19 protein-coding genes and 1 pseudogene are annotated in these 23,548 nt (G+C 67.9%); 8 read left to right on the plus strand and 12 right to left on the minus strand.

Translation table 11 applies throughout. The features are described 5' to 3' along the window. Positions 1-32: 32 nt before the first annotated feature. The 3 genes from ACMTAK_RS50500 to ACMTAK_RS50510 are packed head-to-tail and all read right to left on the minus strand — an operon-like array spanning position 33 to position 3,065. Positions 33-1,334 (minus strand): ArsB/NhaD family transporter, encoded by a 1,302-nt coding sequence (locus ACMTAK_RS50500; protein ID WP_413812438.1) that lies wholly within the window; start codon positions 1,332-1,334, stop codon positions 33-35. Next, positions 1,331-1,801, minus strand: a complete 471-nt coding sequence (locus ACMTAK_RS50505) for a CBS domain-containing protein (protein WP_413812439.1) — start codon at positions 1,799-1,801, stop codon at positions 1,331-1,333. The genes ACMTAK_RS50500 and ACMTAK_RS50505 overlap by 4 nt, the downstream gene beginning before the upstream one ends. Beyond that, the gene (locus tag ACMTAK_RS50510) at positions 1,788-3,065 is read right to left on the minus strand and encodes a cation:proton antiporter (protein ID WP_413812440.1); all 1,278 of its coding nucleotides are present in this window, start codon (positions 3,063-3,065) and stop codon (positions 1,788-1,790) included. The genes ACMTAK_RS50505 and ACMTAK_RS50510 overlap by 14 nt, the downstream gene beginning before the upstream one ends. 390 nt (positions 3,066-3,455) lie before the next feature. Here ACMTAK_RS50510 and ACMTAK_RS50515 point away from each other — a divergent pair, with 390 nt between their 5' ends. The 5 genes and pseudogenes from ACMTAK_RS50515 (at position 3,456) to ACMTAK_RS50535 (ending at position 5,220) form a co-directional block, all read left to right on the plus strand. Beyond that, positions 3,456-3,641 carry a hypothetical protein gene (locus tag ACMTAK_RS50515; protein WP_413812441.1) on the plus strand — a complete coding sequence of 62 codons (186 nt, stop codon included), beginning with the start codon at positions 3,456-3,458 and terminating at the stop codon, positions 3,639-3,641. Positions 3,642-3,728: 87 nt separating this feature from the next. Further along, a pseudogene (locus tag ACMTAK_RS50520) lies at positions 3,729-4,046 on the plus strand (MbtH family protein); the annotation flags it as partial. Positions 4,047-4,107: 61 nt separating this feature from the next. Continuing rightward, positions 4,108-4,530, plus strand: a complete 423-nt coding sequence (locus ACMTAK_RS50525; RefSeq protein WP_413812442.1) for a hypothetical protein — start codon at positions 4,108-4,110, stop codon at positions 4,528-4,530. Positions 4,531-4,555: 25 nt separating this feature from the next. After that, entirely contained in the window at positions 4,556-4,900 is a 345-nt protein-coding gene (locus ACMTAK_RS50530; protein ID WP_413812443.1) for a DUF6247 family protein, read from the plus strand. Then, positions 4,897-5,220, plus strand: coding sequence for a hypothetical protein (locus ACMTAK_RS50535; RefSeq protein WP_413812444.1), 324 nt, complete (start codon positions 4,897-4,899; stop codon positions 5,218-5,220). Before ACMTAK_RS50530 ends, ACMTAK_RS50535 begins: the two co-directional genes overlap by 4 nt. Before the next feature lie 921 nt (positions 5,221-6,141). On the opposite strand, the gene ACMTAK_RS50540 is transcribed toward ACMTAK_RS50535, so the two are convergent. From ACMTAK_RS50540 to ACMTAK_RS50550, 3 genes are all read right to left on the minus strand, one after another. Further along, entirely contained in the window at positions 6,142-7,299 is a 1,158-nt protein-coding gene (locus tag ACMTAK_RS50540) for an alpha-hydroxy-acid oxidizing protein (RefSeq protein WP_413812445.1), read from the minus strand. Between the two features lie 320 nt (positions 7,300-7,619). Further along, a complete protein-coding gene (locus ACMTAK_RS50545) occupies positions 7,620-8,687 on the minus strand; it encodes a bile acid:sodium symporter family protein (RefSeq protein ID WP_413812446.1) in 1,068 nt (355 codons plus the stop codon). 123 nt (positions 8,688-8,810) lie between these two features. Further along, positions 8,811-9,662 (minus strand): isocitrate lyase/PEP mutase family protein, encoded by an 852-nt coding sequence (locus ACMTAK_RS50550; RefSeq protein WP_413812447.1) that lies wholly within the window; start codon positions 9,660-9,662, stop codon positions 8,811-8,813. 1,197 nt (positions 9,663-10,859) lie between these two features. Here ACMTAK_RS50550 and ACMTAK_RS50555 point away from each other — a divergent pair. Together ACMTAK_RS50555 and ACMTAK_RS50560 are read left to right on the plus strand one after the other, a co-directional pair. Next, positions 10,860-14,630 carry a chondroitinase-B domain-containing protein gene (locus ACMTAK_RS50555; RefSeq protein ID WP_413812448.1) on the plus strand — a complete coding sequence of 1,257 codons (3,771 nt, stop codon included), beginning with the start codon at positions 10,860-10,862 and terminating at the stop codon, positions 14,628-14,630. A gap of 462 nt (positions 14,631-15,092) precedes the next feature. Next, a complete protein-coding gene (locus tag ACMTAK_RS50560; protein ID WP_413812449.1) occupies positions 15,093-15,506 on the plus strand; it encodes an alpha/beta fold hydrolase in 414 nt (137 codons plus the stop codon). A gap of 404 nt (positions 15,507-15,910) precedes the next feature. Here the strand turns inward: ACMTAK_RS50560 and ACMTAK_RS50565 are convergent, their stop codons facing one another. The 6 genes from ACMTAK_RS50565 to ACMTAK_RS50590 all read right to left on the minus strand — a co-directional run bounded on the left by ACMTAK_RS50565 (position 15,911) and on the right by ACMTAK_RS50590 (position 22,142). After that, positions 15,911-17,632 (minus strand): CocE/NonD family hydrolase, encoded by a 1,722-nt coding sequence (locus ACMTAK_RS50565; protein WP_413812450.1) that lies wholly within the window; start codon positions 17,630-17,632, stop codon positions 15,911-15,913. A gap of 92 nt (positions 17,633-17,724) precedes the next feature. Continuing rightward, on the minus strand, positions 17,725-18,444 hold the full coding sequence (locus ACMTAK_RS50570) for an SDR family oxidoreductase (protein ID WP_413812451.1): 720 nt from the start codon (positions 18,442-18,444) through the stop codon (positions 17,725-17,727). Between the two features lie 145 nt (positions 18,445-18,589). Next, positions 18,590-19,000 (minus strand): nuclear transport factor 2 family protein, encoded by a 411-nt coding sequence (locus tag ACMTAK_RS50575; protein ID WP_413812452.1) that lies wholly within the window; start codon positions 18,998-19,000, stop codon positions 18,590-18,592. 61 nt (positions 19,001-19,061) lie between these two features. Continuing rightward, a complete protein-coding gene (locus ACMTAK_RS50580; protein ID WP_413812453.1) occupies positions 19,062-20,120 on the minus strand; it encodes a hypothetical protein in 1,059 nt (352 codons plus the stop codon). A 123-nt stretch (positions 20,121-20,243) separates the two neighbouring features. Further along, positions 20,244-20,933, minus strand: coding sequence for a hypothetical protein (locus tag ACMTAK_RS50585; RefSeq protein WP_413812454.1), 690 nt, complete (start codon positions 20,931-20,933; stop codon positions 20,244-20,246). Between the two features lie 279 nt (positions 20,934-21,212). After that, positions 21,213-22,142, minus strand: a complete 930-nt coding sequence (locus tag ACMTAK_RS50590; RefSeq protein WP_413812455.1) for a MarR family winged helix-turn-helix transcriptional regulator — start codon at positions 22,140-22,142, stop codon at positions 21,213-21,215. A 368-nt stretch (positions 22,143-22,510) separates the two neighbouring features. Between ACMTAK_RS50590 and ACMTAK_RS50595 the strand changes: the two genes are divergently transcribed. Further along, the gene (locus ACMTAK_RS50595; protein ID WP_413812456.1) at positions 22,511-23,416 is read left to right on the plus strand and encodes an SDR family oxidoreductase; all 906 of its coding nucleotides are present in this window, start codon (positions 22,511-22,513) and stop codon (positions 23,414-23,416) included. Positions 23,417-23,548 lie beyond the last annotated feature (132 nt).

A 23,548-nucleotide genomic window follows, 5' to 3' on the forward strand; every position in this document is an offset into this window, starting at 1 on the left:
GCAAGACCCCCGTCGGTCGGTGATGTCAGTGGTCAGCCGAGGGCGAAGTACCGCAGCCACAGGTACCCCGCCGAGAGGGTGACCGTCACGGCGGTGACGACCAGCCCGTACTTGGTGAACTGCCAGAAGGAGATGGGCTGCTGGTTGCGTTCGGCGATGCCCAGGACGACGACGTTGGCCGAGGCTCCGATGGCGGTGGCGTTGCCGCCCAGGTCGGCGCCCAGTGCGAGGGCCCACCACAGCACGTGGACGCCGTCGCCGCCACCGAAGCCGTGGGCCAGGTCGGCGGTGATGGGAGCCATGGTGGCGACGTACGGAATGTTGTCGACGACCCCGGAGAGCACGGCCGAGCCGAACACCAGCAGCATTGCCGCGCCCAGTTCGCTGCCCCCGGTGGCATCCGCCAGGGCGCGGGAGACCTCCCCGATGACGCCGGTCTCGATGAGCGCCCCGACCATGATGAACAGCCCGGCGAAGAAGGCGAGGGTCGGCCACTCGACCTCCTTCAGAACCTCGCCGGTCTCCACCTTCGAGATGGCGATGAGTATCCCGGCGCCGAGCAGGGCGACCACGCTCGGCGCGTAGTGCAGCACCGGATGTGCCACGAACCCGAAGACGACCAGGGCGAGGACCCCCAGGCCCTGGTACAGGAGCCGGTGGTCGCGGATCGCCTCGCGTTCCTCCAGCGCCATCACGTCGGCGGCGCGCTCCTCGTCGTACACCAGCACCTTGCGGAACATCACCCGGCACATCACCACCAGCACGGCGGTCAGGAGTACGGCGATGGGTGCCAGGTGGACCAGGAAGTCGTTGAAGGTCAGCCCGCCCCGGCTGGCGATGATGATGTTCGGCGGGTCACCGACCAGCGTGGCGGTGCCGCCGATGTTGGACGCCATCACCTCGGCGATCAGGAACGGCGCCGCGGGCAGCGCGAGGCGTTCGCACACCAGCAGGGTGACCGGGGCGACCAGCAGCACGGTGGTGACGTTGTCCAGCAGCGCGGAGGCGGCCGCGGTGATCACTATCAGCATCGTCATCACGCGGAAGGGCTTACCGCGGGCGCGTTTGACCGCCCAGATCGCCAGATACTCGAACAGGCCCGTCTGCCGCAGCACCCCGACGATCGCCATCATCCCCAGCAGCAGGAAGACGACGTTCCAGTCGATCCCGGAGCGCTCGTCGAAGAAGGCGGCCTTGTCGTCCGTGGCACTGATCGCGAGCATGGCTCCCGCCCCTGCCAGGGCGGCGGCCGTGCGGTGCACGCGCTCGCTGATGATCGCCACGTACGCGCTCACGAAGACCGCGATCGCCGCCCAGCTGTGCCAGTCGCTCATGTCACCCCAAGAAGACGTTCCAGCAGATGCGCGGCGGTGATCACACCGAGCAGCCGGGAACCGCCGCGCTCCCCGCGCTCACCCCGTTCCACCACCGCGATCAGCGGGCTGCGCTCACGCGCCATCAGCGCCGCGACTTCCAACGCGGTGTCATCCGGGTCCGCGACCGGTGGCTTGTGACGTTCCCTGGGCAGGCAGTCGGCCACCCGCCGTCCCGCCAGCCCCTGGCACAGCCGGTCCGCATGCGGCTCGTCGATCACCGCCGCGAGCGTGGGGTCTTCGATCACGTAGCCAGGCACCAGCAGCTTGACCAGGGCCGACCCGGGCAGCACGGCATAGGGCTCCGCTCCGTCGTCCATCACCAGCACCCCGGGCAGCCGTTGCTCGGCCAGCAGCCGGGCCGCGTCCAGCGCATCGCTGTCCAGACGCACCGACGGATATTCCACCGCCAGATCACGTGCGCGCATTGCCGTCCTCCTCCATCCTGGCCGCAGGCTCCGCGGCCCCGGCAGTCCGCTTCCCCTTGTGCTCATCGTCATCGTCGTCATCCGGTATGCCGACGAGGTCCTCGACATCGAAGAGGCGGGCGACGGGCACATCCGTGCTGCTGTGGGCGGCGATGGAGAAGGCGATGCACATCGCGATCAGGGTGTATGCCTCCTGGCCCTGCGGGATGCCCGACTGCAGCACCAGCAGCCCGTAAACGACGGAGGCGAAGCCCTTCGGGCCGAACCAGGCCGCCGCCAGCTTCTCCCGCCGGTCGAAACGCGTGCCGATCAGCGAGATCAGCAGCGACGCCGGCCGGATCAGAACGATCGCCAGAACCACCGCGACATACCCGCCGAACGGCAGGTCACCGAACAGCCGCGGAGTCAGCAGCGCCCCGAACACCAGCAGCGCCGCGAACTTGCTCAGCTCCGCCAGCGCCTCACCCAGCGGCTGGAACGCACGGCAGGAGCCCGGCGAGACGGAGGCGAGCACCGCGCCCGCCGAGAAAGCCGCCAGATAGGGGTTGGCGTGAGTGAGATGGCAGATGGCGTACAGGATCACCCCTGTCGCCAGCGGCAGCAGCGGCTGGAGCTTCGGCTCCGCGCCCAGCAGCCGGAACCGCACGAGCCCGTTCACGACCAGCGGCAGCACGATGCCCAGCGCCAGACCGCCGACCAGCTCCAGAGCGATCTTCGACAGCGACGCCTCCGCCGCATCCGAGGTCGGCCCGGCCGTCGCGATCAGCACCAGCACGACCGGCAGCGCCAGCCCGTCGTTGATCCCGCTCTCCACATTCAGCAACTGCCGCAACCGCGCCGGGACCTCCTTACGGCCCACGATCGCCGACGCGAACACCGGGTCCGTCGGCGCCAGCACGGCCCCGACCAGGAAGGACGTCGTCCAGTCCAGCCCGGCCAGGAAATGGGTGACCAGCGCCATCCCCACGAACGCCAGCGGCATTCCGAGCCCGAGGGCACGCGCCGGATTCCGCCAGGCGCCGCGCAACGCGGGGAACGACACATGCATGCCGTCGGTGAACAGCACCGCGAACAACGCCAGATCGGCCGTGACCGAGACGATCGGGCTGTCCGCCGTAATGTGGATCAGGCCCAAGGCCCCGTCACCGACGAGCGCGCCCGCGACGAGGAAGAGCAGCGAGGTGGAGAGCACGGAGCGGGCCGCCAGGCCCGAGACCAGCACCGCGATGAGGAGTGCGACGCCGAAAACAGCGATGAGCACCATGGGTTGTTCCGCCCCCGATCGGCAAAGAGAGTGATCCCCTGTTCGCCGACCAGACTTCCCGGCACTCCGCCAGGCACCTTACAGGAACCTGACGCGTTCACTATGGAATCTTGATCCCTACGGGTCGTATCGGCCCTTGGCGAAGCCCGCCCGGTACCCCGGGCGGGGCGGGTCACGGTGTGGCCGGGCGCCGCCTCCACGAAATGCAGGACTTCTACGCATTCATGCAGCGCGAGATGGCAGCGTTGATCGACAAATGGCGGGAACAGTACGACGCGGGTCGCTGACAGCGGTTCCTGGCCCGGTCTGACCAGCGTCAAGGCCGGTCCGGGACATGTCTGCGGCGATGCAGGAAGCGGGCGTGCGCGGCCTTGGTGTGGGTGACGACGCATGCACCTGCACACCGGGCTGCGGTTCGTGCGGATGATGACCGGCCCGGACACCACGATCCGCGTGTCCAGTCTGTCGCCGATCACCGTCCGCCCCGGCGGGACGCTTCACACCGCTGTCCTGCTTCGCCGACGACCTGCCCGGCACCCCGACGGAGCGCGCCGCGAACGGTACAACATGCGCTGAGCCGGACGGGCCGAGCCCCACGGCCACCGGACCGGCTTCTTCACCCGACCCCGCAGAGATCGGCAGGACGACGTCAACCCCTTCGACGACCCGGACGGCACATTCCTCGTCGTGGTCAACGATCACAACCAGCACGCCCTGTGGCCCACCTTCGCCCCGGTGCCCGACGGATGGCACGAGGCGCACCCGGCCGCACCCCGGGACGTGTGCCTGGACCACATCGAGCGCACCTGGACGGACCTCGCACCCGGCGGTCCGGCCCGGCCCACGGAGAGAGATCCGAAGCAGTCGGTGATGCCGCCCGCCGACTTGGATCGCCGCGGTCCACCATGGATGGTGGCCCTGATCCTTTTCGGCCTCGTCGACCTGACCAGCGCACCGCTGATTTACCGGTTCGATCCGTAGTACCATTTCGATAGGTAGATCCGAGGGTGTCACGAGGGTGTCACGACAGGAGGGCCGTCGCATGCCGGCAGCAGGCGAGACGGAGCGTGCCCCGAACATCGCCAAGAACGTATGGGACGCCGCAGGCCGCCGTGCCAAGAACGAAGGCCTCCCCCTTATCTGGGTGGCCTCCCGAGCCCTCACCGACTACGCCGCCGGGACTCTCGCGCTGCCGCGCACCTCTCCGAACCCTGAGGCGCTCAACCGGCGAGGCCGCACCATCTTCACCACTGATGCCGTATGGCACGCAGCCAACGAGCGCCGCACCAAGGACACGGTCCGGTCCATGTCCGCCCTCGTCGAGATCCTGCTGGACGCCTACGCCCGAGGCGAGATCCACACCCACACCCGCATGGTCACCACCGGCCAGCGCGATGCCCTCGCCTTCGCCGGCGCCCCCGGTGACCCCACGGGCGCTACGCGCTCCACACTGTCCGTAGCCTGACCACCACCACCGAAGGAACGCACTCATGACCGCCGCGCCGCTCGGCTCAGGGGCCGTGCCCCCCATGCCGGACAGGACGCCAAAAGCGCTCCGCGCCGCCATCGCCGAGCACGCGCCGCAACTCCTTGTCGACTTCGACCGGCATTGGCGTCGCGACATCGCCGATGCCTACGACCTCGCGCCGGTCCCCGCCTTCATGGCGCGCTGGTGGGGCGAATACGCCGTCTCCCGCGATCCGCGCCTGGAGGCGAAAGTGCACGCCCTGGAGGACGAGGCCGACCGGGAGCCCGACTACAGCCGCGCCAAAGCCCTCATTGAGGAAGCCGGGAACCTTCGCCGCCAGGCAGCGAAGGCGGAACCCGGCCAGTGACCGACGGTTTCATGGGGCCGCCCTGGCAAGCGGACTGGACCAAGAAGGCAGAGGAAGACCGCGACGCCCTCCCAGAAGCGGCCCGCACCCTGGTCTACGCCGCCCGTGCCGAACTCGTCACTGCCGCCGACCCCTACTTTCGGGGCATCGACACTGACCGGGACCTTCCAGCCGGGATGAGCGTGGAACCGGCCCAGTCCACCCGCCCGGGTGGTCAGCACGTCCTTTACTTCGACCACGGACGTGGCTGGCTGCGGTACCAATTCACCAGGAGAACCACCGACCCTCAGCTCGTGATCGAGGAGTGCTTCTGGCGGTGAGCCGACGGTGCCGAGAGGCGTGGTCCCGTCAGGCTCATTATGAGAATGCCATCGGCTGGTAACCGTCGCGGATGCCGTCACGACGGTCCGCCCAGGGCGCTCATGCACAGCGGCCGGACCGGAAGCGCGCCCAGGCATACCGGTCTGCTCCCAGTGCTGCTTCGTGCCCTTGGGGAGGGTGTGGTCCAAGGAGTTCAGGTCAGGCCCAAATAGCAGTAGCGCTCCGACGGCTTGGTATTCCGCGCATCGCCGGACCCCGATGGTCGAGCGGAGGCACAGACCGTGGGCATCCACCTGTGGTCCGCCTTGCACGGCCAACTTGCGCTCTGGCGGACTCCGCCCGGCCACCACAGCGACAGCGAAGCCATTCTGGCCGAGTTGGAGCAGTCACTGCTGCGACGGCTGACGCCTCGACCACGCGCTGGAGGAGCCCGCGATCTCGTCCAGGATCCCGTGCGCTGATCTCGTCCAGGACCCCGTGCGCCCGCAGCGACGCGCCCGACGGCGGCTTCCACGTCGGCCGCTCCGCCTGCGAGGTACTTGGCGATCACCGCCGAGAGCAGGTCGGCCTTGGTGGAGGAAGCGCCGGTACGGAGCGCCCACGGCCACCTACCCGAGGACCAGTGCTGCCTCCACCGCCCACGGCAAGGCACTCGCGGCCGACCGACTCGGCCCACCCCACCGTCGACCTGAGCGACGTGGCCGATTGGAGCGCCGCTGCCCGGTTGGCCTCTCGGCAACCGGTACTGACAACCCACCGTGGGCGATCGGCGGCGCGATGTGCGCGGCCCTGTGGTCCTGGTGGCCGGTGCCAACACCCGGCGGGCCCCCGGATGGGCCTCGGACGTTTCCGTCCGCCTCATCGGTCATGCGCACTGCGCAGCGGGCCTCTCCCCGGGGACCGGGGCGCCCGCGGCCGACTCATCCCACGAAGCGCAGTGCCTCGGGTGTGAGGTCCTTCAGCGTGGGATACCCGTCCACGGCCATGATCAGGTCCGCCTCCGCCAGGAGCGAGCGCAGCACGTGCGCGACGCCGTCGACGCCGCCGAGTGCCAGTCCGTAGCAGTACGGGCGACCGACCCCCACCGCGGTGGCACCCAGCGCCAGGGCCTTGATGATGTCGGCGCCCGTACGCACCCCGGAGTCGAACAGGACCGGCAGTCCATCGGCGGCGCCGAGCACGTCGGGCAGGCAGTCCAGACTGGTCAGCCCTCCGTTGGCCTGCCGTCCGCCGTGGTTGGAGCAGTAGATGGCGTCCACGCCGTGGTCCTTGGCGCGGCGGGCGTCGTCGGGATGGCAGACGCCCTTCAGCATCAGGGGCAGCCTGGTCTCCGACCGCAGCCAGTCCAGGTCCTCCCACCGGAACGGGCCACCGAAGATCGGCAAGGTGCGCACGGCTACCTCGGTCGCGTCCTCGCCGGGCTGCAGCCGCCTGCGGAAGACCGGATCACTGGTGTAGTTGCTCAGACAGCCGCTGGGGACCTGGGGGTAGTTCGAACCGGCCAGGTCTCGAGGCCGCCAGCCGGTGACCCAGGTGTCGAGGGTGACGGCGATGCCCCGGAAGCCGGCGGCCTCCGCACGGTGTACGAGACTCGCGGCCATCTCCCGATCCGGCGGCGCGTACAGCTGGAAGAAGCCCGGCGTGTCGCCGAGTTCTGCCGCCACCTCTTCCATCGGATCCGCCGACAAGGTACCGGCGAAAAAGGGAACACCGGTCCGCGCGGAGGCCCGCGCACACGCGAGGTCGCCGTGACCGTCCTGAGCGCACACCCCGATCACCCCGACCGGCGCCATGAACACCGGCGAGGGCAGCTTCACACCGCACAACTCGATCGACATGTCCCGTTCGGTGGGTGCCACCAGCATGCGCGGGTACAAGCCCCAGCGCCGGAACGCCGCGCAGTTGGCTCGCTGGGTGTGCTCATCCCCGGCGCCACCGGCGACATACTGCCAGACCTTCGGCGTCATCGCGGCCGACGCCTTCTCCTCCAGTTCCTCGAACGTCATCGGATATGGCGGCTGTCGGCCGTGCTGACCCTGGTCGTACAGCTCATCCTGGTATGAGGCGAATGTCGTCATGAGTCACTGGGTACCCGTACGTCTCGCGGATCTACCACCATCCGCGTACGGCGGTGCCACCGTCGGCCACCCACGGATCGGCATATGGGTGATCCAGCCGCCCGAAGTACCTTGGCGCAGGTCACCGTGCGGAGCCGTGCGTCCGGAGGAGATCACCAGTGGCGCCAGGGCAATCGGCGAGGTCGGACGGTTGCCCTGCCCACTCGGCCAGGTGGGAGCCACCATGAACGTCGAGGCCGCGAACCCGAACAGACCCAGGATCGACGGCACGGCGATCGGCGTGAGCAATACGGCTCCGAGCACTGCTGGAAAACGTGGAGTCAGTCTGCTGGGGAGCCGGAGTGAGGGCCGGTGGCCGGGGCTGGGGCGTGGGGTGTGGGGTGGGTCGTTGCCGCGTGGAGGGTGGTCGGCCAGTGGCGGGCAAGCCAGGCGCAGACCACGAGTTGAAGGGTGTGGTAGAGCATCAGGGGCAGTACGATCATGGCGACCCGGCCCGCCGGGAACAATACGGAGGCCATGGGCAGCCCGCTGGCCAGGCTCTTGGTGGCGCCGCAGAAGACCGCGGTCACCCGGTCCTCGCGGGGCAGGCACAACACGCGCGCACAGCGGTTGGCCAGGAGCAGGGCGACACCCAGCAGCAGCGCGCACAGTACGCCGAGGAGCGCGAGTCGCGCCGGTGACACGCGCTGCCAGATGCCGGTGGTCATGCCCCGGCTGAACGCCGAGTAGACCACCAGCAGAATCGAACCCCGGTCACAGACACTGATCACAGCGCGGTGCCGGCCGAGCCATTCGGAGATCCAGCGCCGCAGCATCTGCCCGGTGAGGAACGGCAGTAACAACTGCATGGCGATGTCGCCGAGTTGGCCGAAGCCGATCGGAATGCCGCCGTCCTCGGTGCGCTGGATCAGCAGGACCGCCAGCACGGGGGTGAGGACGACGCCCAGCACCGTGGAGAACGACGCCGAGCACACGGCGGCGGCCACGTTGCCACGTGCCATGGAGGTGAAGGCGATGGAGGACTGGACGGTGGAGGGCAGCACGGCCAGAAAGAGCACACCGGCGGTGAGTTCGGCGCCGAGCATCTGGTCCGGCAACAGCGCGATGGCCAGCCCGGCCAGCGGGAAGGCGATGAACGTCAGGGCCAGGACGGGCAGATGCAGGCGCCAGTGCCGTATGCCCTCCAGGGCGGCCGATGGGGAGAGCCTGGCTCCGTAGAGGAAGAACAGCACTCCGATCGCCACCTGGGTCAGCCAGGAGACGACCTCCGCTGCCTGCCGCTCGGCCGGGGCGAGGGTGGCGACACCGATGACGCTGAACAGCGCGACGATGTACCAGTCGACGCGGCGTGCCAGACAGCGCGCGGCGCGGGTGAGGGTCCGGGACATGCGCTCCTGCCTTGAATCCGGTGGCATGGGACCCGGGCCGGGCCGAGGCCGGGCCCGGGGTGAGGCCGGGGCCCGCTTACGGCTGATGTCGCGGGGTGCGGTCCCCTCCTGGCGGCACCGGCGTCAGACCGGCGCGTGTTCGTGGTGGCGGCTGATGTTCTTCTCCAGCAGGGCGAGGCACTCGGCGACACCGACGGTCTCCGGACCGGTCTGCGGGAGGCGGCCGTCGGCCTCCCGCAGTTCGGACAGTGCCCGGTCGATGGCGGTCTGGGCCGCGAACAGGCAGGGGGTGCTGTAGATGGCGATGTCCACGCCGAGTTCCGACAACTCGCTCAACGACAGCCGGGGCGACTTGCCGCCGGCGATCTGGTTGAACAGCAGGGGCTTGTCGCCGATGACGCGCCGTACCTTGTGGATCCAGTCGATGCTGCGCACTCCGTCCACGAGCACGACATCGGCGTCGGTCGCGGCCAGCGCCTTGGCGCGGCGCAGGATCTCGTCCTCCTCGGTCGCGTCGGTGCGGGCGACCACGACGAGCTCACGGCGCGAGGTGAGCACCATGTCGAGCTTCTCCAGGTACTCCTCCAGTGGCAGTACCTGCTTGCCGTCGACGTGCCCGCAGCGCCGCGGGCGTTTCTGGTCCTCCAGGATGACGCCGGAGGCGCCGATCGCCTCCAGGTTCCGCACGACATGGCACGCGGTCTCCGGATCGACGTAGCCGTCGTCGATGTCCACGAGCAGGTGCTGTCGCGGGAAGGCCAGTCTCAGGCGCTGGACGAAGGCGATGATGTCCGGCCAGGCGATGAAGCCGATGTCGGGCAGCCCGTAGTGGGACGCGGCGAAGCCGAATCCGGAGATGAACATCCCGTCGTAGTGCCGGGCCGCGACGGATGCGGAGAACATGTCGAACACGCCGATCAGGGGCGTGGTCCCGCTTGTGTTGATGGCATGGCGTAGCCGATCGGGGTGGCTCACGGTACCCTCCGGGAAACTGGTTGCGTGGCCTTTCCGCCGTGCGGCTGCTTGCCTGCGAAAGCCGTGGCCGCGCGGCGCGTCGCGCACTAGACAGACCGGGCATCTCTCTTCGGAAGGGGTGCCCGGCCTGTGCTGTCCAGTGCGATGACGGCACCCTAAGAAGGTTTTTGCCGTATCACAACCATCCCTTGGGGATCGCAATACGGATATGGCCATCGTCCGACGCCGGTTCGGCACGCTGAAACGCGTACACGCATGGAACTGGCCGACACCCAATGGCAGGCCATGGCGAGGATCTCGCCCTGGCGCAGCTTGTGACCCGGAGCCTTGAGGGCGGCCAGGGACCGACGGCGGCGTCCGGGCCGACAGGGGCGGCCTCCCGGCCCACTGTCTCGGTGGGGGCGCACTCGGCTTTGATCACGTCTCGCGGGGCTCGGAGTGCTATCCGACCGCTAACCCGACGGTAACGGCCGGTTGTCTCCAGGTGCGCCGGGTTGCGAGCCCGGCGATCTCCTCGGGTGTACTCCGGAATCAGAGCTGCCTCGACATACTCATCCAGCTTGCGGCTCGTGCAGGTAGGTGTGCCCTCATGGTTCGGCGGCTACCGTAGGTTGTTCGCGTCACCGGCATGCCGGGGGCCACAGCACGAGAAGATCGAGGCCGAGGGCCCGTTCATCGCCCGCTCCTCCAGGACCCTCATCGAGGCGCGCAGGACTGAGCGCGCGTAAGTGCTCGCGGAGGACAGACGTGTCCTCATGGGCGGCGGTGCGGCCGGCTGTCCCAGAGCTCGGTGGTCCCACGCCCGGCGGATCAGGCTGCGGACGATAATGATCGTGTCGTGACTGCGCATCTCGCTGCCCGGCTGGCCCTCCTCCTTGTCGAGAACGCACTCGCTTCACCGCCTTTGCCCAGGCCGTCCTCGCTCGATGAGACCCGCACGCACCGGACTTCTCATCCCACGCTCCGCGTTCCGTGAGCCTGCACTCCCGATGTCAGCAGATTCGACCACCGGCGGAACGGGACCCGTCCCGTCCTCCGAGTCAGGGCGTCGTGGGGAGTGGGCCAGGCGGTATGGGGGAGGTGTGCGGGACCCGTCCCGTCACGGGGCTGACACAGTACCTCCGGTTTTTGACCACAACCATCCGGCCCCGACCAGCCGTCTCGGTGGCCCGGGGCTGTCAATCGAAGCGAGGCCCTATGAGACGCATGCTTCATGCGCTGTTAGTGGGTGCGGTCGCCGTCGGAGTCTCGGGTGTGTTCCACCCGGTCGCGTCGGCCGCCGACACCTCTCCGCTGGAGGTCAAGAGCGTTACGGCGAGTGCCGATGACGGCAACGTTCCCGCCAACACCCTGGACAACAACCTGAGTACCCGCTGGTCGGCCGAGGGCGACGGGGCGTGGATCCGCTACGACCTGGGCTCGGCGCAGACCGTCGGGTCGGTGTCGGTCGCCTGGCACCAGGGGGACACCAGGAAGAGTACCTTCGACGTCCAGCTGTCCGCCGACGGATCGTCGTGGACCACGGTCCTGAACCGGAAAGCAAGCAGCGGTACCACACTTGAGCAGCAGAACCACGACTTCGCCGACGCCTCGGCCCGCTACGTGCGGATCGTCGGCCATGGCAACACGTCCAACGACTGGACCAGCATCACCGAGACCGACATCAACGGGGCCGACGGCGGCGGAGACGACGGCGGTGGCGGCTCCTGCGCGTACCCGGCCGACGTGCTGGACCTGACGGACTGGTACATCGGGCTGCCGGTGGGCGAGGAGGAGTCCCCCACCAACGTCTACCAGCCAGAACTCGCCACGTACGCGAACGACCCGTGGTTCACCACCGCCGACGACTGCGCGGCCGTCCGGTTCCGGGCCCCGGTCAACGGGGTCACCACCAGCGGCTCCAAGTATCCCCGCTCGGAGCTGCGGGAGATGACGGACTCGGGGGAGACCAAGGCGAGTTGGTCGTCCACGTCCGGCACCCACACGATGGTGATCGACCAGGCCATCACGGACCTCCCCGAGGAGACCCCGAACGTCGTCGCCGGGCAGATCCACGACGCTTCCGACGACGTCAGCGTCTTCCGCCTGGAAGGCAGCAAGCTCTACATCACCGACGGCGACGAGAAGCACAAGCTGGTGACGGACGACTACGTGCTGGGCACGAGGTTCCAGGCGAAGTTCGTGGTCAGCGACGGCAAGATCAAGGCTTACTACAACGGCGAGTTGCAGACCACGCTGTCGAAGGAATTCTCCGGCGCCTACTTCAAGGCGGGCGCGTACACGCAGGCCAACTGCGACAACTCGGAGCCGTGCAGCGACGACAACTACGGCCAGGTGAAGATCTACGGGCTGAACGTCACGCACGGCGACGACGGGGGCGACGAGGGCGGCAACGACGGGGACTCGACCGAGGCCGCCAAGCGGTACGGCTGGGGCACACCGCTGCCGATTTCCGACGAGTTCGACTACACCGGCGCGGTCGACCCCGACAAGTGGGCGGTACCGACGGGCGAGGTTGGCGGCACGCAGGGATGCTGGGAAGGGCATGACGAGAACGGCCGCCGGTGCGCCAAGAACAGCACCGTCGCCGACGGCATGCTCACCATGCGCGGCGAGGCGAACGGCGACACGGGATGGCTCAGGCAGCAGCGTGACGCCCAGTACGGCCGGTGGGAAATCCGCTCGCGCTCACGGAACACCGGCTCGGACGGCGGGCTCTACCATGTGCTGCACCTGATCTGGCCCACCGCAGGCAACCGGCTCGAAAACGGGGAGTACGACTGGGTCGAGAATTCCGACCCCGAATCGCGGTGCCTCACCGCTTTCCTGCACTACCCGAAGAGCCCTTCGGACAAGAAGGAGCACCGCGAAGTCTGCTCCGTGGACATGACGCAGTGGCACAACTTCGCCTTCGAGTGGACGCCGGACGCGCTGGTCGGCTACGTCGACGGCGTCGAGTGGTTCCGGGAGTCGGGCGGCGCGGACGCCGACCGGGGGGACATCCAGACGATGCCGTCGGGGCATCTGAACCTCCAGCTCGACAACTTCACCGGTGACAGCGGTCTGCGCCCGGCCGTGCTTGAGGTCGACTGGGTCCGGACCTACGACATCGAGCCTGCGGGCGAGGATCCCACCGACCCCACCGACCCCACCGATCCCGGCGGGGATTCCCCGGTCCAGGTCGCGAACGTCTCGGCGAGCGCGGATGACGGCAACGTTCCCGCCAACACCCTGGACAACGATCTGAGCACCCGCTGGTCGGCCGAGGGCGACGGGGCGTGGATCCGCTACGACCTCGGCTCGGCGCAGACCGTCGGGTCGGCGTCGGTCGCCTGGCACCAGGGGGACAGCAGAAAGAACACCTTCGACGTCCAGCTGTCCGACGACGGATCGTCGTGGAAGACCATCCTGGAACGAAAGACCAGCAGCGGCGACACGCGTGAGCAGCAGAAGTACGACTTCGCCGATGCCTCGGCCCGCTACGTGCGGATCGTCGGTCATGGCAACACGTCCAACGACTGGACCAGCATCACCGAGACCGACATCTACGGAGCCGACGGCAGCGGCGGCGGAGATGGCGGCGGAGATGGCGGCGGGGACGGTGACGACGGGGGGCAGAGCCCCGTCCGCACGGTCCGTGTCGCGGACTCGGACGAGTTGAAGAGCGCGTTCGGGGACGCGCGGGCCGGGGACCGCATCGTGCTCGCGGACGGCACGTATGCGATCGGCAAGATGACCGGCAAGAACGGAACGGCCGCCGAGCCCATCACCGTCGTCGCGGAGAACCGCGGCAAGGCGTTGATCGACGACGGGCAGCTGGAGGTGGCGGACTCCTCCTACGTAACCTTCGAAGGGCTGAAGTTCACGAACAGCGACACACTGAAGATCACCAGCTCGAACAACGTGCGGCTGACCCGCAACCACTTCCGGCTGACCGAGGAGTCCTCGCTGAAGTGGGTGATCATCCAAGGTGCGAACAGCCACCACAACCGGATCGATCACAACCTGTTCGAGGAGAAGCACCAACTCGGGAACTTCATCACCGTCGACGGATCCGAGACCGAGCAGTCACAGCACGATCGCATCGACCACAACTACTTCCGTGACATCGGCCCTCGCGCGGACAACGAGATGGAGGCCATCCGGGTCGGCTGGAGCGGAATCTCCCAGTCGAGCGGATTCACCGTCGTCGAGTCGAACCTCTTCGAGAACTGCGATGGTGACCCGGAGATCGTCTCCGTGAAGAGCAACGACAACATCGTCCGCTACAACACGTTCCGCAGCTCGCAGGGCGTCCTGTCCCAGCGGCACGGGAACCGCGGCGAGTTCTACGGCAACTTCTTCCTCGGCCAGGGCAAGGCGGGAACCGGCGGGATCCGCATCTACGGCCAGGACCACAAGGTCTACAACAACTACTTCGAGGGCCTGACCGGCACCGGCTACGACGCCGCACTGCAGATCGACGGCGGCGACGTGGACACCTCGGGCGCGCTGAGCGCACACTGGCGTGTCTACCGGGCGACCGTGGTGAACAACACCTTCGTGAACAACGTATCGAACATCGAGATCGGCACCAACTACAAGCTTGCCCCGGTCGACTCGGTCATCGCCGACAACGTCGTCACGGGCAGCCGGGGCAAGCTGATCAACGAGGTCAAGAAGCCCGAGGGCATGACGTACGCCGGGAACATCGCGTGGCCGACCGGATCGGCGACCGTCGGCGTGTCCGTGCCCTCCGACTCCGTCAGGGCAGTCGACCCGCTGCTCGCCTCCGACGGATCGCTGTACCGGATCGGTGCGGGCAGCCCGGCGATCGACACCGGCACCGGCGACCACGCCTTCGTGACCGACGACATGGACGGCCAGGCTCGCGTCGGCGGCGTCGACGCCGGCGCCGACGAGCGGTCGTCGTCCACGGCCACGCGGGCCCCGCTCAGCGCGAAGGACGTCGGCCCCGGCGCCGTGTAGGACCCGCCACGCGAAAGGACCGGTGGCGGGCCGGCCCCGCCACCGGTCGTACGCGCTCACCGGGCCAGGCAAGAAACGCCTGCCCGGCGGGCGCGGAGTCGGTCAGCGCCAGGCGAGGTGGACCTCTGTGCCGGCGGTGTAGACCAGCGCGGCGTAGGCGTTGACACGATCGGGCAAGATTCCCGCGTCGGCGTTGACCGTTCGTCCGGTGCGCCCGTCGACGACAAACGCCCTTCACGTACCGGACTTCTCATCCCGGTCTCCGCGTTCCGTGACCTGCGAGGCCGCCCCCGGTCGGTGACCAGGTGCGCACCCTGACGGCGCCACCATGACCAGGCCCGAGGAGACCGATTGTTCCGACCGCAGCGTCGGACGCCTGCTGCCCGGCGCTCGGAGGCGTTCCGCGACGCACTGCCGGAGGCAGACCGAGGCGGCAACCTCGTGGCCGCTTGCAATCGGCTGATGAACAGCATGGACGAGGCAGTCCGGGTCAAGGCCGCGCGGGGCTGGTGCGCTTGGGAGGACGCCGTCATCGCCCACGAGGCACTCGCCGAGCCTGGCGCATACAGCGACAAGCCGGAGGACGCGCTGATGGCCTTCGTCCGGATCTGCGCGCACTACTTCGCGAACGACGCCTGGCTTGAGGACGGGCAACTCCTGTGCGACGCGGGCCGGCCGGCCGGGATCCCGGCAGTGCCGATTCACGGCCGGCTCGACCTGGGGAGCGCGCTGAAGACCGCGTGGGAGATGGTCAAGGCGTTGCCGGACGCGGAGCTGAAGGTGATCGACGACTCGGGCCATACGGGCAGTCCCGCGATGCAGGACGCGATCCTTGAGGCGACCCCCGCCGTGACGGCACCCCTGGGCGGCACCTGATCCGCAGCCGCCACTACAAGAACGTCACCAACGACGACGGCCACCACGTCTCCGCCGGTGAGGACCGCAAGGTCCCCTGGGCTGCCATCGCCCCCGCCGTCCACGCCATCCGTGTCCTGGAACGCATCGTCCCCGACGCTTCGTGGCCTGGGTGAACCGGGAGGCTCTCGGTCAAGGACACCGCACCATGTCACCCCGGCTGCCTCACCATCCGCAAGGAAAGCCCAGATCAGCACCCTGATCGGAATATTGACACGCTTCAGGGGCTTGGTCAGCTGCGACCCGGCTCACGACGCCACACCATGTCGTGTCGGGGCTTCCTGTCGAAACGGTCGTGAGGTTCAGACCATCGCGCTGAGCCCCGACTGTTTCCTACAGGGTCTCTGCGGGGCGGAGTGAAAATGTCACGCTGAGAACGAGACCCCCGGTTCGCCGGCCGGGATCACCGGTAGGAGCAGGTGGCTGTCCGTGGTGCCGCCGGTGTGGATCCGGTGTCGACCGCGGTTCACTGAGTTCTCGTGGGCTTGTGTGGGTCCCAGGTCGTAACGATGGAAGTCCCGTCCTTGCACGACGAGCCTTAGAGTCTCTCCGGCGTCGAACAGCGTCGACGACGGCCAGATCTCGATGTCGACCGGTACACGCTCGCCGGCACGAAGCATCGCCTGCTGGCGATGGCGCAGTCGAGGCTGCCACGGTGTCGAGCGTTGCTCGTCGAGTTCACGGTGGCTTGCGCGCAGCCAGCCCAGCGCAACCTGTCCGTCGTCCATCATCGACCAGTACGGAAACTGCACCTCATGGCCATCGCGGTCGAGCTTCTGCAGTGCCACGAACAGGTCCATGTCGTTGCCTGCATCGGTCTCGACCCACAGTCGCAGCTTCGCGTAGCCCGTGATCTCGGTGCGAGACGCGAACTGCAGGTCGAAGACGGCTCGCTCGTTTTCGGCCATCGGGTCGTAGTCGATCGATGATTGCGTCGGCGGTGTTTCGAGATCTAGTCGGCCGGCGGCGGCGTCCAATGCGTAGGCCTGGTACGTGGTTCGGGCTATCGGCCATTCGTTCTCGGCGCGCTCGACACCCACGTCGCGACGCTCGCGGACCTCGATGCGCACCGGCGCCCACGACGCGATCTCGTCATCGTCCGTGGGATCGGCATCCTTGAGGAAGCGATCAAAGAACGCCTTTTGGCGACGCAGGCTTTCGGGCCGGTAGTAATATTGCCACTTCTTTCGGCCGTGGATTTCGAGCCATTTGTGCTTCGAACCGAGCTGACGCCAGGCTTCGATCGTCCCGCGTGTGTGGAGCCCGTGGTCGCCCCATCCGGCGACACAGTATGCCGGCACGTCGATGACCGAGAGGTTGGCAACCGACTTGCTCTCGTTGTACTCGTCGAGCAGGGGGTGGGCCTCGTGCATCGCTACCAGATCTTCGATGCGTCCGGTGCCGCACCGGACGGACCACTGCATGAACTTGACGAACTTGGTCTCGGGGATCCCGCCGTGGAAGAAGTACTCGCGGTAGACGTCGCTCAGTCCCTCCCACGGGTTGATCGCGGCGAGGTGCGGTGGTCGGGTCGCGGCGACGCGCCATTGCACGATCGCCAGGTAGGAGACGCCGGACATTCCTACCCTGGAGTTGCACCACGGTTGACGTGCAGCCCACTCGACGAGGTCGTGGCCGTCTTCACCCTCCTGCTCGCCGAAGACGACCAGGTCGCCTTCGGACATCCATGAGCCTCGGGAGTCGGCGTTGACGACTGCGTATCCGCGTTTCGCCCACCACATCGGGTCCGGGCCCTCCCAGACGGTGTGCCGGGAGACAGAGCGGTCAGGGACGTCGGCGCCGGGGAACAGGTGAAGCCCCTTGGGCGCGTGCTTGCCGTACGGACTCAGAGTCAAGATCGCGGGAACCGCTGAGCTCGTGCGCGGTCGGAAGACATCGACGAAGATCGTCGCTCCGTCGCGCATCGTGACGGGCGCGTCACGCTCGATCAGGACGCCGTCTTCCTCGAGAACGACTCCGGTCCGGAGTCCGGGATGCCCACCCTCGGCTGGGGCTACCGCGTCCGCCCACTTGAACTGAGGAAGAGTCCGCCGGTCGGAGTCGGACCAGGGCGATGAGGTAGTCATGATGGAGCACGATCCTGTTCGTTGTTGGACGGCTCGGACAGACGCCCGCGCCTAGCGGACCGGCGCCGGCCTTAAGGTCCGCCAGAAGGGCCCTAGGCGCGAAGGAGCCCGCCCTCGACCAGGGACACAGTGCCGGTGACGTAGTCGGCCTCCATCAGGTGCACGTACGACTGGGCGATCTCTTCCGGTTCCGCGGCCCTGCCGACGAGGGTGTGAGAACCCGCATGGGCGAACATCTCGTCTCGCGCCTGCTGAGGCATGCTGGCGTAGAGCGGCGTGCTGACGATGCCCGGAACGATGACGTTGACCCGAATCGGGGCGAGTTCGGAGGCCAGGGACTGCCCTGCCGAGATGAGTGATCCACCGACTGCGGCACTCAGCAGTCTTCCCGGACCGCCGAGGTAAGCACCCGCGCCGCTCGTGAGAGTGATCGACCCTGTCGGGCGTAGCGTCGAGAGCGCGGCACGGATGGTGTCGAAGGCTCTGAACACCCGGACGTCGAAGAACGCGTGCGCCTTCTCCGGGGTGTAGTCGGCGATGGGCGCGCGGACGATGTCGTCACCGGCCGTGTAGACGAGGTGGTCGAACTCGCCCGCCTCGGCGAAGAACGACTGCAGCGAGGTGAGGTCGGTGACATCCACCTGCCGGCCTCTCGCGCCGGGCAAGCCGTCGAGCGCCTCGTCCACCGACTTTGTCGAACGAGAGCCGATGACGACTCCAGCGCCCCGCTTCGACACCGCGTGAGCGACGGCAAGGCCGATGCCGCTGGTGCCGCCGACGACTACGACCCGTGATTCTGCTGCGAGGGACATTGCGCTCCATTTCTCATGACGTGACTCGAAGGGGGTACGGCGGGCGGGCGTTTCAGCACACCCGCCGTACCGACACCGGAACCGGACGCAAGAGGTTCGGGTGATCCGGCCCCGGCCGGTCGTGCGCGGTCACGCACAACGCCGTTCAGTCGAGGTCGGCCTGGGCGTCGCCGAAGAAGTGCTCGACGGCCGGCCAATCCGCGCAGAGTTCCCAGTGCTCGACGAGCAGCCCCTCCGAGAAGCGCCACATGCCACAGATGGGAACGTCCAGCTGGTCGGTGCCGCGCTGGACCTGGAACCGGGCGAACGAGGCACCGAAGTAGTCGTTGGCGATTACGAGTTCCACCGGCTCCGAGAGCGAGTCGCCCGACAGGCGCTTCATCTCTTCGGCACGGAGGATGAAGTTCGCCTTGCCCACGACGTCGCCCTTCCCCAGTCCTGCCGTCCCTTGGGGATGGACCACAATGTCTTCGGCGCAATTCTCGAACAGGAAGTCGAAGTCACTGTAGGCGCGGCGCAGGAGAGCCGCATTGGGATGTTCGGTAGATGCTTTCATGGTTGCCTCGTTGAGTTCGCGCGGGTGAGCGGTCTCGGTTCGGTGTCGTTGTGGACGCGGGTCAATCGGTGCTGGGAGTCTCCTGCCCGCCGTCCGCGGTTTCGCTGCGCTGGAGCGGGTGGAACTCGCTCGTCTCCATGAGAACGGCGGCCGCGAGTCCTTCGGACGTCAACCGGAGCGTCCCACCGCTCTCGACGAGCCAAGCCTCGAACCCGCCTTCAACGTCCTCCTCGGGGCCCCGGTGGGCGACGGCCTTCGGGATCCAAACCGTGCTGCCGGGCTCGCTCAGCCCGCCATAGGGGGCGGGACCGCGGAAGTAGAACAGCAGCTCGTCGTAGTCAGCGTTGTGGTGCTGAGGGGGACGCCCGCCGGGCCGCGAGCTCGCAGGATAGAGAAGGAGGTCCTTGGTCGGCGTCTCCGCGAAGTGGGTCGGCGGTCCACCGTGAGGCAGGTAAACGGTCGCTTGGATGTCGGCCAGGTTGACCTTCCAGACTGGCGGTTGCCCGGCGACCAGCGACGTCATTGCCAACGGGTCGTCTTTCATGGTGAAGCGTGTGATGCCGTCGGCGGCCCTGATCAGCAGAATTGTCTCGCCGCTCTGCTGAGAGGTGCGGGCGGTGTCGGGGCGGTGCACATCCCGCGCCGTGTTGACCATGCCGCGCAACGCTTCCGGGTTGAGGCCGATCGTCTCGGGAGTCTCGATGATGACCCGCAATGTCGACTGCGTCGTGGGGATCACTCGGTACGACGCCGCGCGCGGCAGGAAGACGAAGTCACCCTCGCGGACCGCCAACGTTCCCCAGTCCGTGACGTAGTCGAACTCGCCGTCCTGCACGAAATGCACTTCGTCGTACTCGGCGTTGCGCCACACGAACGGGGTCGGCTCTGAGCGTGCCGAGACCGCGAGGGTCAGGCCGGTGCTGGAACGGGCGAAGATCGTCGGTGGCTCCGCCGGGTCGGACGCGTCGAGCGCCTTGATCTTCGTGATGTCGATCCGGTGAGGCGCATGGGGTCCGACCACCGAGACGTAGTCGGTGATGGGATGGGGTCGTAGCGTGACCGCGGCGTCCCCCAAGAAGCCCTCTCGGGTCCAGCTGTGCGGATAAACGGTGTCTTCCACTTGGACTCCATTCCTATGTGACGTCTCGCTCGTCAGGCTGTTGCGCGCGCTCAGACAACCGCGGAACCACTGCGTTGTCGCGTCGGAGTCCAGGCCCCGGCCGTGGCTCGCGGTTTCACCTGGTCAGGGCGATGACGATGCTTCGCGACGGGCCGCGGCTGTCCGGCGGTACCAGAACCGGTGAACGGTCTCGACCGTGCCGTCGGCGGTCTCGCGGGTCATCTCGTCGACTGCGGTGAGAGCTGGATCGACAGCCTGATATCCGTCGATGAAACCGTCGAAGAAGGCAGCGCGTACGGGGGATTCCGCCATCCTCGTGGTGCCGAAGGAATCGTCGGTACGGACCACTTCGACGAGTTCCTCGCTGTACCGGGCGAACAGCGCCGTCGTGTGTCGTGGTCCGGCCGAGGAATGAGCCGTATCCTGCCACATGGCCATCGACTCCGCGCCCCCGGCGGACCCGCGTCCGGCGAGGAATGTGCCAAGCCGTCGTTTGCCGTGGATCATCCCTGCGGCGTAGCTGACTCGGCACGCGACGTCGACGTCGACCGTCTCCTCCAGCGCGTGCCACAGAAGGTCGAAGCTGTGGGCGAGCTCGTTCTCCAATGCTTCGACTCTGAGATGCGGATTCTCGAGGAACTCGCGAGGTGTCATCCGATATTCGGCGACTCGGGCGCGCTCGTCGGCGGACGGCAACTGATCGCGGTACCGGTCGAGCGCCACTGCCGTGCTCTCCGCCCAGGGGAGGTGGGTGAGCTGGGGTGAACCTGGACCCTCGGTACTGACCACGCGGCCCAATCTGTTGAGCGGCATCTCACGTCCTTTCTCAGCCGAGCGGAAGTCGTGCCTTCAGGCCGACCCGGGCCTTGTGCGGCGGAGCCGGCGCGTTGCGCAAGGCCGCTGGCGTCGCAGGTCGCCTCGCCGCTCGGTTCGAGCCACTGGCAAGTCATTACGTGTACGTACTATTTCTGGAACGCTAGGCCCGTGAATCGGGTAAGTCAACACCGCGAAGTACGTTTCGTCACTGGGTGCTTGCTGATCGGCGCGCTGTGGGGCCTGGTGATCGTGCCCGGTGAGCCCGTCGTCGACAGGTCAGGGCCTGATGTCGTCGGCGTAGGCCAGGTGACCCAAGTGGTGCAGGAAGCCGGCGCGGGTTGTCTCGTCGGCCAGGGGGCGCAACAGCCTGTCCTGAACCCGCTCTACGGCGGGCCGGAGTTGACGGAGTTCGCCGACGACCCCGTCGGGGAGCCGCAGCAGCCGACGACGTGCGTCGGCGGGATCCTTGGTCCGCAGTACCCAGCCCCGTCGCACCAGGCGCGCCACGACGTCCGCCATGGTCGACGGATCCAACGACGCAAGGTCGGCGCCGGTGCCCTGGTCGATTCCGTCCGGGTGTGCCCACAGTGCGCTGAGGACGGCGTATTGGGGCGCGGTGATGTTGCGGCCGACTTCCTCGGTCCATGCGACGGTGTGAACCTGTTGGGTGCGACGGATCAGGTGGCCGGGTGTGCTTCCCAGGGCCAGGACCTGGTCTCCTGCCACGCCGGGCAGCGGGGGATTGCCGGCGTAGGCCACGAGACGCAGCGCCTCGACGAACTCCTCACGGGTTGCAGACGGCAGTGGCGCGAGTAGCCGCTCCTGGACCAGGAGGACCCGGCGCGTTATGTCGGGGAGAGCGGTCCGCGCCAGTGAGGTGAGACGCAAGGTCTTGCGACGGCCGTCAGAGGGGTCTTTGGCGAGGCGGAGCCATCCCTGGCCCTCGAGGCGGGCGATGATGTCGCCGACGCTGGACTTGTCCAACGAGGCGCGCTGGCCTACGGCTCGCTGATCCAATCCGCACTCTGCCCCGATCGCCGAGATCACCGCGTACTGGGGGCCGGTGAGTGCGCCGTCGAACTCTTGCGACCACAGCGATGTGTGGCGCTGTTGCGCTCGGCGGACGAGGTGTCCCGCCGCTTCGCGCAACGCCAGTATCGGAGCACCTTCGGCCGCTCGGCCGCGTCCGGCACTCGCCTCGCTCACTGAGAGACCTTCCTGCGTCGATGCGGATTCGGACGTACCGCCCGCGCTCCGTCCCGAGTAGGAGGAATCCTATCGCGGGACCGTGGGGCCGCCCCGCTGCTGCGGCCCGGGGGCGTAGGCGCCCGTCGAGAGGGTCCAGGTGGCGACGCCGATCCTTCGCGCCGGCGCAGCGCCTTGACGCACGTGGGACTGTCTCCTACGGTCAGGGAATCGAACGTATACGGACTATCTTCGAGAAGATCGGCTGGATCACTCGCACCCGACGCACCTACCGGTCGGACCGGACAGCGGTCTTCGGTCGATGGGGACCGCAGTGTCAAGAACTCGACTCTCGTTGCTCACCCCACTGCCTTAGGAGCGGAATCTGCATGCGCGTTTTCGTAACCGGAGCGTCCGGCTGGATCGGCTCGGCCGTCGTGCCGGAACTCCTGTCCGCCGGACACCACGTCACCGGCCTCGCCCGCTCCGACAAGTCGGCCGCCGCCATCGAGGCGAGCGGTGCCGCCAGCGTCCGCGGCAGCATCGAAGATCTCGATCTCCTGCGCGCCGCCGCCGCCGGATCCGACGCCGTGATCCACCTCGCGTTCCCGGTCGAGCTGGCGCTTGCCGGGAACATCGAGGAGGCGGTGGCCGTGGATGTCGTCACGATCAAGACCCTCGGCGAAGGACTACGCCCCGGCGGAACCATCGCGGTCGCCTCCGCAACCGTGGGACTCGCTCAGGACGGTGTCGTCGCGACCGAACGCGACGAAGCGCCGCCGGGCGCTTTGGTCGCCCTCCGCAAGCCGTCCGACCACGCCGCTCTCGCGCTGTCGGCGCACGGCCTGCGCCCGGTCGTCGTCCGTCTGCCGCCCACGAGCCACGGCGAGGGCGACAACGGGTTCATACCGAGTCTCATCGAGACCGCCCGGAACTGCGGATTCTCCGGCTACCCAGCAGACGGTGCGGCGCGCTGGTCCGCAGTCCACGTCCGGGACACGGCTCGATTGTTCCGGATCGCCGTCGAGACGGAGGTGACCGGGTACCTGCACGCCGTTGCGGAGGAGGGCATCTCGTTGCGCGAGATCGCCGAGGCCATCGGGCGTCACTTGGACATGCGGACCCGGTCGGTGCCGGTAGACCGGATCGACGAGCACTTCGGCTGGGTCGCCCCGTTCCTCAAGGCCGACAGTCCGGTCTCCAGCGCCATCACCCGCGAGACCTGCGATTGGCGGCCGACCGAGCTCAGCCTGCTGGACGACCTGGGCGAGGGGCACTACTTCGCGAAGGCGTGAGGGACGAGAGCGACGGCGTGGATGGCGTCGGCGCGATGAGTCGTCGCTGGCGATTCGTGCACGGAACCGGTCGATGCGTCTCCCCGTGCGAGAACGGGCGACCACTGTCGAGCCTGTAGCGACGTACACGTA

It is taken from the genome of Streptomyces lacaronensis (assembly GCF_047337785.1).
Classification (GTDB): Bacteria; Actinomycetota; Actinomycetes; order Streptomycetales; family Streptomycetaceae; genus Streptomyces; species Streptomyces lycopersici.

Bases quoted from the DNA above. Each gene is read 5' to 3' on its own strand.
- ACMTAK_RS50500 (WP_413812438.1), bottom strand. From the start codon at position 1,334: ATGAGCGACTGGCACAGCTGGGCGGCGATCGCGGTCTTCGTGAGCGCG.
- ACMTAK_RS50505 (WP_413812439.1), bottom strand. From the start codon at position 1,801: ATGCGCGCACGTGATCTGGCGGTGGAATATCCGTCGGTGCGTCTGGAC.
- ACMTAK_RS50525 (WP_413812442.1), top strand. From the start codon at position 4,108: ATGCCGGCAGCAGGCGAGACGGAGCGTGCCCCGAACATCGCCAAGAAC.
- ACMTAK_RS50555 (WP_413812448.1), top strand. From the start codon at position 10,860: ATGAGACGCATGCTTCATGCGCTGTTAGTGGGTGCGGTCGCCGTCGGA.
- ACMTAK_RS50545 (WP_413812446.1), bottom strand. From the start codon at position 8,687: ATGTCCCGGACCCTCACCCGCGCCGCGCGCTGTCTGGCACGCCGCGTC.
- ACMTAK_RS50530 (WP_413812443.1), top strand. From the start codon at position 4,556: ATGACCGCCGCGCCGCTCGGCTCAGGGGCCGTGCCCCCCATGCCGGAC.
- ACMTAK_RS50560 (WP_413812449.1), top strand. From the start codon at position 15,093: ATGAACAGCATGGACGAGGCAGTCCGGGTCAAGGCCGCGCGGGGCTGG.
- ACMTAK_RS50540 (WP_413812445.1), bottom strand. From the start codon at position 7,299: ATGACGACATTCGCCTCATACCAGGATGAGCTGTACGACCAGGGTCAG.
- ACMTAK_RS50595 (WP_413812456.1), top strand. From the start codon at position 22,511: ATGCGCGTTTTCGTAACCGGAGCGTCCGGCTGGATCGGCTCGGCCGTC.
- ACMTAK_RS50570 (WP_413812451.1), bottom strand. From the start codon at position 18,444: ATGTCCCTCGCAGCAGAATCACGGGTCGTAGTCGTCGGCGGCACCAGC.
- ACMTAK_RS50575 (WP_413812452.1), bottom strand. From the start codon at position 19,000: ATGAAAGCATCTACCGAACATCCCAATGCGGCTCTCCTGCGCCGCGCC.
- ACMTAK_RS50585 (WP_413812454.1), bottom strand. From the start codon at position 20,933: ATGCCGCTCAACAGATTGGGCCGCGTGGTCAGTACCGAGGGTCCAGGT.
- ACMTAK_RS50565 (WP_413812450.1), bottom strand. From the start codon at position 17,632: ATGACTACCTCATCGCCCTGGTCCGACTCCGACCGGCGGACTCTTCCT.
- ACMTAK_RS50515 (WP_413812441.1), top strand. From the start codon at position 3,456: ATGCACCTGCACACCGGGCTGCGGTTCGTGCGGATGATGACCGGCCCG.
- ACMTAK_RS50510 (WP_413812440.1), bottom strand. From the start codon at position 3,065: ATGGTGCTCATCGCTGTTTTCGGCGTCGCACTCCTCATCGCGGTGCTG.